13 protein-coding genes, 1 tRNA gene and 1 other RNA gene are annotated in these 12678 nt (G+C 36.9%); 4 read left to right on the top strand and 11 right to left on the bottom strand.

What is annotated here, in order from left to right; genetic code table 11:
* Positions 1 to 290: 290 nt before the first annotated feature.
* From ABH966_RS25205 to ffs, 6 genes are all read right to left on the bottom strand, one after another.
* Positions 291 to 563, bottom strand: coding sequence for a pro-sigmaK processing inhibitor BofA family protein (locus ABH966_RS25205; RefSeq protein WP_142511000.1), 273 nt, complete (start codon positions 561 to 563; stop codon positions 291 to 293).
* Positions 564 to 697: 134 nt separating this feature from the next.
* Positions 698 to 913: a YaaL family protein gene (locus ABH966_RS25200; RefSeq protein WP_132364636.1), complete on the bottom strand. Its 216-nt coding sequence runs from the start codon at positions 911 to 913 to the stop codon at positions 698 to 700.
* A 13-nt stretch (positions 914 to 926) separates the two neighbouring features.
* Positions 927 to 1523, bottom strand: coding sequence for a recombination mediator RecR (recR, locus tag ABH966_RS25195; RefSeq protein WP_079564088.1), 597 nt, complete (start codon positions 1521 to 1523; stop codon positions 927 to 929).
* Positions 1524 to 1534: 11 nt separating this feature from the next.
* Complete coding sequence (locus ABH966_RS25190; RefSeq protein WP_370083307.1) at positions 1535 to 1849, bottom strand: YbaB/EbfC family nucleoid-associated protein; 315 nt, start codon at positions 1847 to 1849, stop codon at positions 1535 to 1537.
* A gap of 21 nt (positions 1850 to 1870) precedes the next feature.
* Entirely contained in the window at positions 1871 to 3658 is a 1788-nt protein-coding gene (dnaX, locus tag ABH966_RS25185; RefSeq protein ID WP_370083305.1) for a DNA polymerase III subunit gamma/tau, read from the bottom strand.
* A gap of 283 nt (positions 3659 to 3941) precedes the next feature.
* Positions 3942 to 4209: signal recognition particle sRNA large type (ffs, locus tag ABH966_RS25180), an RNA gene on the bottom strand.
* Between the two features lie 469 nt (positions 4210 to 4678).
* Here ffs and ABH966_RS25175 point away from each other — a divergent pair.
* The 4 genes from ABH966_RS25175 (at position 4679) to ABH966_RS25160 (ending at position 8562) form a co-directional block, all read left to right on the top strand.
* A tRNA-Ser gene (locus tag ABH966_RS25175) sits at positions 4679 to 4771 on the top strand.
* A gap of 284 nt (positions 4772 to 5055) precedes the next feature.
* Positions 5056 to 6318 (top strand): ATP-binding protein, encoded by a 1263-nt coding sequence (locus tag ABH966_RS25170; protein WP_370083303.1) that lies wholly within the window; start codon positions 5056 to 5058, stop codon positions 6316 to 6318.
* Positions 6319 to 7197 (top strand): response regulator, encoded by an 879-nt coding sequence (locus ABH966_RS25165; RefSeq protein ID WP_337992051.1) that lies wholly within the window; start codon positions 6319 to 6321, stop codon positions 7195 to 7197.
* A gap of 90 nt (positions 7198 to 7287) precedes the next feature.
* Positions 7288 to 8562, top strand: coding sequence for a cation:dicarboxylate symporter family transporter (locus tag ABH966_RS25160; RefSeq protein WP_370083301.1), 1275 nt, complete (start codon positions 7288 to 7290; stop codon positions 8560 to 8562).
* 87 nt (positions 8563 to 8649) lie between these two features.
* Here ABH966_RS25160 and ABH966_RS25155 read toward each other — a convergent pair whose 3' ends face one another.
* The 5 genes from ABH966_RS25155 to ABH966_RS25135 all read right to left on the bottom strand — a co-directional run bounded on the left by ABH966_RS25155 (position 8650) and on the right by ABH966_RS25135 (position 12498).
* Positions 8650 to 9282, bottom strand: a complete 633-nt coding sequence (locus tag ABH966_RS25155) for an RraA family protein (RefSeq protein WP_370083299.1) — start codon at positions 9280 to 9282, stop codon at positions 8650 to 8652.
* A 189-nt stretch (positions 9283 to 9471) separates the two neighbouring features.
* The gene (locus ABH966_RS25150; protein WP_370083297.1) at positions 9472 to 10380 is read right to left on the bottom strand and encodes a methyl-accepting chemotaxis protein; all 909 of its coding nucleotides are present in this window, start codon (positions 10378 to 10380) and stop codon (positions 9472 to 9474) included.
* Between the two features lie 104 nt (positions 10381 to 10484).
* Positions 10485 to 11012 carry an LOG family protein gene (locus ABH966_RS25145; RefSeq protein WP_370083295.1) on the bottom strand — a complete coding sequence of 176 codons (528 nt, stop codon included), beginning with the start codon at positions 11010 to 11012 and terminating at the stop codon, positions 10485 to 10487.
* A 182-nt stretch (positions 11013 to 11194) separates the two neighbouring features.
* Positions 11195 to 11863 (bottom strand): deoxynucleoside kinase, encoded by a 669-nt coding sequence (locus ABH966_RS25140; RefSeq protein ID WP_370083293.1) that lies wholly within the window; start codon positions 11861 to 11863, stop codon positions 11195 to 11197.
* On the bottom strand, positions 11860 to 12498 hold the full coding sequence (locus ABH966_RS25135) for a deoxynucleoside kinase (RefSeq protein ID WP_370083291.1): 639 nt from the start codon (positions 12496 to 12498) through the stop codon (positions 11860 to 11862). Before ABH966_RS25135 ends, ABH966_RS25140 begins: the two co-directional genes overlap by 4 nt.
* Positions 12499 to 12678 lie beyond the last annotated feature (180 nt).

Below are 12678 nucleotides of genomic sequence, written 5' to 3'. Positions count from 1 at the left end.
AAGAAATTTGATTAGCTCAAATTGTTTTGCTGGCATCATGTTTGATGTCCAAAATTTTGTTTCGTTCACCAACTCAAGGTTAGCTACTAAAAACTATATTGATTACGTTTTGCTTGTTCAGTTTTCAAGGTTCATTTCGTTGCCATTTCTTAGCAGCAACTCTTATATAATATCATGTCGTTTACTTATTGTCAACAAATAAATTATTTAATTTAAAACTCATTTGTTTTTCAACAGTTATCTTAACGACTCTTATTACTATACCACAATATTTTTATTTTGCAAGCATCTTATAAAAAATATATTAAAGCAGTTATCCCTAGCACACCCGGAATACCTAATATTGCAATTGTGAATACTGAAAATAGATTAATCGGCACATTATAGCCTGCATACCCTATTCCTAAGTGAATAATAAATAATAGTAGAAAGGCAAAAGCAAATCTAAACCAAAACACAGACATTCCTTCTAAAATTTTACCCATCTTGGCATGTCTTATTATTATATAAAGAAAAAGAAGCACTACAGGCACACAAAAACTCATAATTACTAACCACGACATATGGTTACCCCCTTAGAAAATATAATTATGAAAGTTTATGTTTCCTGTTTTGCTTCTATGAATATTAATTATACCGAGGCACCAACTTATTTCAGCGGGTGTTTGGACACCCGCTGAAATAAGTTTAAAAACTATTATTTAATTAATACTCTACGAATTCTAGCTTCCTTGAATAAATAAAAATGTATACTCTCCGCAGCTTTGCGTTGAGCTATTACTTCTAAATCATAGTCGTCTAGTAATTCTTCAATTATCTTTGCCTGCTGTAAATCCTCTTTTGTTCCTTTTATAAGATTCACAAGCTTGTCATCGAATTCTTTTTTTAATTTTCCCTTACTGCGGAAGAACATATTAATCCCTCACTCACAATTCTCGGCGACCTTCCATTGCCTTCGATAACGTTACTTCATCTGCATATTCTAAATCTCCACCTACTGGTAGTCCATGAGCGATCCGTGTTGTTCGAATACCAGATGGCTTCACTAGACGAGAAATATACATAGCTGTTGCCTCGCCTTCAATCGTCGAATTCGTAGCTAAAATAAGCTCTTGAACAGTCTCATCTTGCAAACGAACTAGTAGCGAAGCGACATTAATATCCTCTGGCCCAACACCATCCATAGGTGAAATAGCTCCCTGTAATACATGATACATACCGTTGAAATCACGCATTTTTTCCATCGCAATCACATCTTTTGTATCTTGGACAACACAAATAATAGAATGATTTCTTTGTTTGTCTGTACAGATATGGCATGGATCTACATCAGTTATGTTGCCACATACGGAGCAATAGCTTAAATTTCGTTTAGCATCAATTAATGCCTTTGAAAAGGATAAAACGTCATCTTCTTTCATTGTTAACACAAAAAACGCCAGACGAGCCGCGGTTTTCGGCCCGATACCTGGCAATTTCATAAAACTATCAATCAGTTTCGATATTGGTTCTGGGTAGTACATTTATTTACCTCCTAGAACGGAAGATTCATGCCTTGAGTAAATTTACCCATTGTTGAATTCGTTTTTTCATCTACTTTTTTCAACGCTTCATTTGCAGCAACAACGATTAAATCTTGTAGCATTTCGATATCGTCTGGATCTACTACTGATGGATCAAGATTTACTTCTACAATTTCACGTTGACCAGTTACAGTTACTTTCACCATACCGCCACCAGCTACACCTTCAAATTGCTCTGCATTTAAAGTCTCTTGAGCCTCCATCATTTCCTTTTGCATTTTTTGCATTTTTTTCATCATACCTTGCATATTTCCCATTCCGCGCATAAACATATTCCTCCTAAATGATTAATCTTCAACAACCTCAATAAAATCTTTACCAAACAGCTTTTCTGCTTCCGTCACAAGTGGATCTTGTGAAGCAAGCGGTTGAGCATCGTCGATAAACGGCCCTTCTGGCATTTCTGCCGGTGGTGGTTCTGACAATTCCATTTCATGATCGGTTTCATTCTGAGATTTTTTCTCCTGCTGTAAGCCATGATCACGAATAAACTCTTCACGTAATTTTAACCAAGCCTCTTCAGGCGTACAAAGCATTTCATACATAGTACCAGTTTGCCCTGCAATTAATTGTGTGAATTGAGCTTTTAGGGCTTGATTATCAGCAACCATTTGACAATGAATATCATACTTGAATTTTAACACAAAAGCACTTGATGATGCCGCAACAGGTTCAGCCTCTGCTAAAAGAGCTGACTGAGATTTTTGCATCTGACTTAATGCCTGGGCCCAAACCGATTTGATACGTTGCACATCTTGCTTTGTAGCATCCTTTAGTATCTCTTGAATACGGCCTGTTGGTGCTTTATAGCCATTCGGACTTTTTGCTCGTGGACGTTGCTCTTTTGGTGTTTGCGCTGTTTGCATAGGAGCACCAGCTTGTAATTGAGCTGATAGTTGTTGCACCATCTGCTCAAGTGCCACGATTTTTTGGGCGAGCTCAGGGCTCATAGCTACCTCACCTGAAGTGGTAGTCTGACCAACTGCACCACCCGAAAACTGCACCATTTTAAGTAACGCTGTTTCCAAGTAAATCTTTGTATGGTGGGAGAACCGCATTTCTTGCTGTGTTTTCGCTAAAATATCAATGTAGCCATAGAGCAAATCCGGTGCAAAATCATGCGCCAATGTAAATACTCGCTCCTCTGGTGATACTAGTTCTAGTAATTCAGCCAAATCTTCACTTGTTTGCAGTAATAATAAATCCCTAAAAAATGTAATCAAGTCCTCTGAAAGTCGAAGAGGATCTTTCCCATCTGCAATAAGCTGTTCTAATAACGCAAGCATTTGAGCGACATCTTTTACTTTTAGAGCTTCTGCTAATTCATAGAAAACTTCCTGACTAATAGAACCTGTCACAAGTAATGTATCCTCAAGCTTCAACTTTTCTCCACTGAAGGATACAACCTGATCTAATAAACTTAAAGCATCACGCATACCACCAGCTGCTGATTGTGCGATTACCTTTAAACCTTGTTCCTCAAATGGTAACTCAATATCCTCTAATACAACTTTCATGCGATCGATAATATCATTGGTTGAAAGACGTTTGAAATCAAAACGCTGACATCGTGAAATAATCGTCGCTGGCAATTTATGAGGCTCTGTCGTTGCTAAAATAAATACAGCATGTGCAGGTGGTTCTTCTAACGTCTTTAAAAGGGCATTGAAAGCACTTGTAGAAAGCATATGCACTTCATCAATGATATACACTTTATATCTGCTACTCGCAGGAGCAAATCGAACTTTCTCAATGATGTCTCGTATTTCTTCAACGCGTGAATTAGACGCCGCGTCAAATTCAATAACATCTGGGTGAGAACCGTCAGTAATGCTTAAACAAGTAGCACATTCATTACAAGGCTCTTTTGATGGTGCATGCTCACAATTTAAAGCCTTTGCAAAAATTTTAGCTGTACTTGTTTTCCCGGTACCTCGTGGGCCAGAAAATAAATAAGCATGTGTTGTTTTATTCGCTAGGAGAGCATTTTGTAGCGTTCTTTTGACATGTGCTTGACCAGACATCTCTCGGAATGATTGCGGTCGATACACACGATAAAATGCTTGATACGTCAATGGTTTCCTCTCCTTTTCTTCATTATATAGAATAGTTCTATTATAGCATTTGCGTCATTATTTATAAAATAGTGTCATCGTTTTTCAAAAATTTCGGGACGATTCTCTTTCACTTCCTGTAGTGAAGGCTGATGCTTCCGGCTCCTATCGGCCGCCTCGTACAATTTGTAACTCCCATAAACGTGCTAATGATTGATTTTATGTCCCAACAAATAGTATAAAATCATATAAAAAAACGCATCCGCCTTTTGTAGACGGATGCGTTTGAATTGGCAATTTAATGCCGTGCACCTTTCTTCGACAGCCGCACATAAGCGTTACTCTTGTCGTTAGCTCAGATTAGGCAACCCCGCGGCACATGAATAAGACCACTTAATGCTGCTTCCTTCCGGACCTGACATAGTTCATGGGTATCCATTGCGCAGGACCCAATCGTCAACACTACGTGCAAAAGGCAGACCAAACAATACGGACAGCCTCGAAAAAGGAATTCAGTCTCGCTAGAGCGGATTGCGAGTTACAGGACACCGCTACCTTCCCACCTAGCACGGCAATAACTAGTATACTGACTGTTTTCATAAATTGCAACTTAATACGCATAATATTTATTTGGAACATACTATCTGCACTGTAAAAAAGAAATTATTAATCCATTATGCCTCGCCATAATTGCCGCTATCGCTTCGCTTTCGCGCAGATAAACAATGCGTCCGGAATCGGCTTTGCGCTTGCCTGGATGAGGGCCGACACGATGTCGGCCATTTCGATAATACCTTACCGATTATCGCATGGATGCGCTATAAGAACTCTTTTTCATTCCATGACATCCGCTCAAAAACTGACTTATTACCGCATTCATCTCCCTCCTATAGAAGTGAGAGACTTCTGTACATGACGCTTTATTTCGCTACAGAAAATAATTATCTGAATGAAGTTAAAAAAACATAAAAAATCTGTTGACGTGAATTTTAAAATATGATAAATTAAATCTTGTCGATAAGACAACGAACAAAACAACATGGAGGTATACCCAAGTCTGGCTGAAGGGATCGGTCTTGAAAACCGACAGGCGGGTAACACCGCGCGGGGGTTCGAATCCCTCTACCTCCTCCAGTTTTAAAATTCCGACTACGAATGTAGCCGTTTTTTTTTGCTTAAAAATTATATGTAACATTTACTAGATGCCACTTCCACTTAGGTTGTGGTATTTTTTTATTGTAAACTGTAATAACCGTAAAAAATCTATAGCATTATTTCATCTAGACAAATGCGCTTTCATTATGAAACCACTTTTCGCCCCAACGCAATATTAAAAGTAGTGGTACAATTACCTTTATTTCAAACAAATGAGCTCTTTTAGCATAATGCTCGTTAATATTATTAGGAAGGATTTTTTTATGCACTCGAAATTTTACATATCCCGTGCTTCCCTCACTTGGATTTTGACAATTGCCCTGTTAACTGCTATTGGTAGTGAAATTAAAATAATGCCTTTCGCTGATACACCTTTTCGTTTCGGATTAGGAAGTATTATTTTCTTTTTGTGCACTCTACTAAGACCTACACCTATTATTTTTGCTGGATTTACTACGAGTATCGTGACAACCATTTTTCGAGTTATCATTAATTACACTTTACATGATGTTCCAGTAGTCAATAGTTTACTAATACATTTACCTGCCGCCGCCTTTTATATATTGTTTGCAGTATGCCTACAAATTCTAAGCATTCACCAATATAGAGAAAAACCACTATTGCTTGGATTGCTAGTTGCGTTTAGTGAAGTATTCAGTAATTTAGTGGAACAACTATTTCGTTATTTTATAAATTCTTATACTTTTTTATTCCTTCATGATTTACTTATACTATTAGCAGTTGCTTTATTACGTAGCTTTTTTGTTGTTGGTATATATAGTTCCATTTTAATTGCTGAGCAAAAAAAACGTGTTCAGGAAATGCTTACAATCGGCTCAGATTTATATGTTGAGACACTTTATTTAAAAAAATCTATGAACCATATAGAAGCAATAACAGTCAGTGGGTTTGAACTATATCGACAATTAAAATCGCTAGGTTATCGTGCAGAAAGTTTACAGGCACTTCATATTGCCCAGGAAATTCATGAAGTGAAGAAGGATTCACAACGCATTTATGCAGGTATTTCTAAAATTGTTGGTGAAAAGAGCTTTGGATCCCTTAGATTGTCAGAATTATTACATTATATTGAAGACGGCAACAGTAAGTACGCTAATTTTCTCGGCAAAGAAATTGAATTTAAATTAAATATTGAGATCGATTTTCAAACGAAGGAACATATTGCATTGCTTGCACTTTTGAATAATTTAACAGCTAATGCTATAGAAGCAATTGAAGATCAAGGCATCATTTCTATTGCCATTCAGCAGCAACAGGATGATACTGTAATAACAGTATGCGATAACGGAAAGGGCATTCCACAAAGTAATCTCTCTATCATTTTTGAACCTGGATACACTACAAAATACAATGTAGACGGTGTCGCAGCAACAGGTATTGGGCTCTCACATGTTGCTGAATTAGTAAATAAATTAAATGGCTCAATAACCGTTGAATCAAATACTCAAAACACGATGTTTAAAATTACAGTTCCTACGCAAACTATTCAAACGGGAGAGACTTAAATGAGGTATTTTATTGTAGATGATGATCGTGCAAGTCGGGTCATGTTAAAACAAATTATTGAAGATAGTGGCTTAGGTACAGTTATTGGTGAAGCACGCAATGGTGAGGACGCCATTCCACAAATTTTAATGACACAACCTGAATTTGTGTTGATTGATTTACTTATGCCTAAGCTTGATGGGATAGCAACAGTCGAACACCTTATTCAAAATCGTTTTGAAGGACAATTTGTCATGATTTCTCAAGTAGTGAATAAGGAAATGGTTGGTGAGGCATATGAGCAAGGTATAGATTTCTTTATTCATAAACCAATAAACCGTATTGAGGTTGAAAATGTTTTACGTAAAACAACTGAACAATTTCGCCTGAAAAATTCATTACTTATTATTCGCCAATCACTTACAAATATTGATCTAAGTGAACAAATCAATCATAAAGCAACGTCACGCGATCATATTCAATCCATCTTAAATGATATGGGGATCGTTGGCGAGATTGGAAGCGAAGATATTATAGCTATCATCGAAACATTACTTGCGCATCAGCACAAAATTGCACCACTTCCACCATTAAAAGAGCTTTATGAGGAGATTGCAGTTGTCACAAAGGCTACACCAGATGAAATTTTGAAGGAAAGTAAAGCCATTGAACAGCGGGTGCGCCGTACTATATTAGCAGCGATGATAAATCTCGCCAATTTAGGTGTCGTAGATTATACAAACTCCGAATTTGAATATTATGCACCTAGATACTTTGACTTTAAAGAAATTCGTCTGCTTATGACTCAGATAGAAGATCACAAAAATCGCAAAGCAAAGGTTAATATTAAGAAGTTTATTCAGGTATTATATTCAGACATTTTAACTAAATTAAATTAATTTTCTCGGATTTTGTCGGATTTCATAAGTCCTCCGTATTATTAAAGTAAGGCAAGTCCTAAAAATTTAATATTAGGAGGTACTAAGGTTTTGAAGAAGAAATTTAGAATCAGTTTAGCCACTCAAATTTTAGTCGGTTTGATTTTAGGGATTATTATTGGTGGTATCTTTTACGGAAACCCCAAAATTGAAACATATCTACAACCTCTAGGTGATATTTTCCTTCATCTAATTAAAATGATTGTTGTACCGATTATTATTTCGACTTTAATCGTTGGTGTTGCTGGCACTGGAGATATGAAACAGCTTGGACGATTAGGCGGGAAATCGCTTATTTACTTTGAGGTTATTACAACAGTAGCAATTGTAATTGGTTTACTTTCCGCAAACTTATTCCACCCAGGCGCGGGCGTAAACATGAACGAGCTCTCTAAAGGAGATATTTCGAAATACGTTGCAACTACAGAAGAAGTACAGCATGAAGGACCATTTGATATTATTGTAGGCATAGTACCGACAAATATCATTCAGGCAATGTCTGAAGGTGATATGCTTGCGATCATTTTCTTCTCAGTTATTTTTGGTTTAGGGGTTGCTGCCATTGGCGAACGTGGTAAACCAGTATTAAACTTCTTCCAAGGGGTAGCAGATACCATGTTCTGGGTAACTAACCTCGTAATGAAATTCGCTCCAATTGGGGTATTTGGTTTAATTGGTGTAACCGTTTCCAAATATGGATTCGCTTCACTAATACCACTCGGTAAACTCGCTATACTTGTTTATGCAACAATGCTATTCTTTATCTTTGTCGTTCTTGGTCTTGTGGCCAAATTTACAGGTATCAGTATCTTCTTCTTAATTAAAGTATTAAAAGATGAGCTGATTTTAGCGTTCTCAACAGCAAGTTCTGAAGCTGTGTTACCACGAGTTATGATGAAAATGGAGAAACTAGGTGCTCCAAAGGATATCGTATCCTTTGTTATTCCAACCGGTTACTCTTTTAACTTAGATGGTTCTACACTGTACCAAGCTATTGCTGCTTTATTTATTGCTCAAATGTACGGTATTCACCTAAGTATTGGTGAACAAATTACGTTAATGCTTGTATTAATGGTTACATCTAAAGGGATTGCGGGTGTTCCAGGAGTATCCTTCGTTGTGCTTCTAGCAACTTTAGGTACTGTCGGCATTCCAATTGAAGGTTTAGCATTCATCGCAGGTATCGATCGTATTCTTGATATGGGACGTACAGTCGTTAACGTAATTGGTAACTCACTTGCGTCATTAGTAATGGCGAAATGGGAAGGCCGTTTCGATTCAGAGAAAATGAAAAATTACTTTAAAGATAATGAAAATTTAGCATAAAAATTAAAAAAATCCTCACGATGTATGGATGGCATCGTGAGGGTTTTTTTATTGCGTCTGGAATCGGCCGTTAGGCTTTAACTTCTTTCAGCTTCTTCTGGAGGAAGTTAATACTTTATCTAAATAAGCAATAATAGATTCTTTTCCATTTGCATGTGCCTCTTGAGCACGTACGTCATCTTTTTCGAGCTTTACCTCAGCGGCTGCCACAATACGCTCTGCATCTTCCTGTGGCACGACAACGACACCGTCAACATCCCCAATAATATAATCACCAGGGCGAACAGAAACGCCCCCAATAGCAATAGGAACATTTACTTGACCACCGCCGTTTTTATTGCCAGCTGCTACCGTTGTGCCAAGTGAAAATACAGGAAAGTCTAGCTCACGAATAGCTGCAATATCACGAATAACACCATCAACGACAAAGCCCTGTACACCTATACCCTTCGCTAATGAAAGAACAAAATCACCAGCAACTGCACGATTGGTATTCTCTTTAGCGTCAATTACTAAAATATCCCCTTCTTTAGCAACTCGAATGGCTTCCAATACTGCACCATTTTCACCATCTGGTAAACGCACTGTTACTGCACGGCCAGCAATTTTATAATGATCTGCTAACGGTTTAATATCACTCCGTAAATTCGTATGTCCTCCTGTCGCATCTGAAACTGCAGTCGTTGGCAAATGCTTAAAACTTACTTCCACCTTTGTCATCTATAACACCCCTATTATGATTTATGAAAGCTTTACACAATTATTGTAAATAAAACTCAGCTACTTTTTCAATATATATCAGAAAATTATGTAAATATTACATTTGAAGACTAGCTATTACATACGTTAACCTTTTCTCTAATTCTTGCAATTATTTTATTCTTCTTGATTAAACATATAAAAATTGAATTAAATTATTTCGGTAAAATGCCTTGATTGTTCATCTAATGCCTCTGCTGCAGATGCAATTTCGGCAAAATCATTCGTTGTTACATTAATTTGACCATTTGTTTTTTCAACTCTTTCAGCTATACGCGTGATACTTTCAGTGACTTGTCCAATCTCTCGCTCAATGCCCTCAACATTATCTTTTACTTCTGAAATAGATTGCTCTACCCTTTTGGAAAGCTTTCTAACCTCTTTTGCTACAACATCAAAACCTCGTCCATACTCACCGGCTCTTGCTGCTTCAATAGCTGCATTTAGTGCAAGTAGGTTTGTCTGAGAAGCAATTTCTTGAATGGTTTTCACAATCCCTTTAATAGATTCAGCTTGCTTCTGTAGCTGCGCAAGATTTCTTACATTATCAGCAGACTCTTGTGAAACCTCTTTCACTGTTTCCAGTAAATCCTTGCTATTTTGAATGCCCGCCTCCGAACGACTATGAAGCTCTTTAGACATAACCTTTAATGTATCAGCTACACTAACAATTTCATTTTGGCGTTCTGTAATATTTGTTGCAATTTTCGATACGCCAATCACCTTTTTTGAATTAATAGCAAAGACAGGCATATAAGTGGCCTCAAGCCAAATTCTATTTCCACTTGCATCCATTCTTTCGATTTTATCCTGATAGCTATTGCCAGCAGCTAAATTTCGCCAAAACTTTCCGTATTCTATACTATTCGCAAATTCCGGTAAACAAAAATCTTTATGATCTTTTCCTATCATTTCCTCAACTTTATAGCCTAATGTTTTAGCAAAAAGTTCATTTACATAGGCAACTTTATGCTCCATATCAAAACGGATAATGGCTATATTTCGTTCAATTGCCAGCACTACTTGATCATCAGTAACTTCTGTATCTATTGTCTGCATAATCTACACCTCTTTCATTGTATTAGCGAACTAAATTTTTTATGGTAATGAACCCTATAAAAAAACTTATAAAGATTATTTATTGCAGAAAAAACATGGGCGTATTACCCATGTTTTTTTAATAAATGTAATACTTCTTCCGATGTAGTAGCTACATGAACAAGTGACTTTTGCTCAGTTCGTATAAAACCTTCTTCAAGCATTTTCTGAAGTTGTTGTAAAAGCGCATCATAAAAATTATTTACATTATATAAAATTACAGGCTTTTCATGTAGTCCAATTTGTGCCCACGTAAACACTTCAAAATATTCGTCCATTGTCCCACCACCACCTGGTAAAGCTATAAAAGCATCTGCTAACTCTACCATTTTGGCTTTACGTACATGCATAGACTCAACAAAATGAATCTCTGTTAACGAGGCATGTGCTACTTCCCGCTGCTGTAAATGAGTTGGCATCACGCCAATAACATCTCCTCCAGCTTCTAATACTGCATCTGCAACTTTCCCCATTAGTCCTGTTTTCGAACCACCATAAACGACACCATGACCATTTTGAGCTAATACAGTTCCTAACTCGGCTGCTTTCTCTGCATAAATTGGGTTTATGCCTAAGCCAGAACCGCAATACACCGCTATTCTTATAACAATCCCTCCTACTCAAAAGACGTGACACAATAGGTTACATATTGTCTCACGTCTTTTGATCATTTATTTTCTTCAATTACTTGTTTCTGCACGTCGCTGCGCTTTCGGCCAGAACGCCAAAATTTATCTTCCTAATCGTTTTAGAAATATAAGCTTTAATACACCTTTTATTTACGTAAATGGCTTGTTTGTTTTAGCATATGACTGATGCGGCTCACAATTGATTCAATTGCGTCAGGATTTTTTAATAAATCATAATCATTAATATCTAAACGTAGAACTGGGCATGAATTAAAATTATTGATCCAGTTCTCATAGCGGTCATGCATTTCAATCCAATAATCATTCGGTGTTTGTTGCTCCATTGTACGTCCACGCTCTTGAATACGACCGATTACAGCATCAATTGGCCCCTCTAGATAGACAAGTAAATCTGGATGAGGGAAGTACGGTGTCATCACCATCGCATCAAATAAATTTGTATACGTCTCGTAATCTGTTGGGCTCATTGTACCTTTGTCATAGTGCATCTTAGCAAAAATGCCTGTATCTTCGTAGATGGAGCGATCTTGAATAAACCCGCCGCCATATTCAAAGATTCGTTTCTGCTCCTTAAAACGCTCCGCTAAAAAATACACCTGTAAATGGAAGCTCCATTTTTCAAAGTCCTCATAAAATTTATCTAAATATGGGTTAGTATCCACCTTTTCAAATGAAGTACGGAAATTTAACGCCTCTGCCAACGCCTTTGTCATTGTTGACTTCCCTACTCCAACCGTACCAGCAATTGTAATGACCGTTTGTGGAGGAATACCATATTTCTCTCTCAAATTCATTGTTGCATGCTCCTTTGTTGTAACGTGTCCTTTATTGTTTGTAATACATATTTCAAATCATTTGAATTTTTTACGAAATCAAGTTGATCACCATTAAATCGAATAACAGGAATTTCGGGATGCATGTTCTCAAAATGCTCGATAAAGGAATGATAATCTGCCACTAGTTGCTCCATGTAATCTCGTGAAATCATTTTTTCAAATTCACGACCACGCATCGCAATACGTTTCATCAGCGTATCAACACTGGCATGTAAATAAACAACTACATTTGGAACAGGCATATCTTTCGTTAATATTTTATAAATTTCTTCGTATTTATCATACTCAGTTGGTAGCAATGTACGCTTGGCAAATATTAAATTTTTAAAAATGTGGTAGTCTGCTACAACAGGTTTATCATGCATTAAACGAAATTTTTTTATATCTGATAATTGTTTATAGCGATTACATAAGAAGAACATTTCCGTCTGGAAACTCCATTCCTCTATATTTTCATAAAACTTATTTAGAAAAGGGTTTTCGTCTACTATTTCTTTTAATAGATGGTAATTAAATGTTGTTGCAAGCTCTTTAGATAAAGAGGTTTTACCAACACCAATCGGACCTTCTACCGTAACAAATGGAATCGTCACCAGAAGCTCCTCCTTTATGTTCTATGGATTCTATCGTCAATTGCCCCGTCCTCGAGGTTTGTATAATTATATCAATTATGCCTCGGCATAATTGCGTCCAGAGGCTTAGGAAATAAATCAGTGCTTTTCATTGTATCATAGTGAGAAAGTGAAAAACAGAACCAAACTATTTCTCTATTA

The organism is Lysinibacillus sp. RC46 (assembly GCF_041262385.1).
Lineage (GTDB): Bacteria > Bacillota > Bacilli > Bacillales_A > Planococcaceae > Lysinibacillus.
This window is presented reverse-complemented; position numbering and strand designations above follow the sequence as displayed.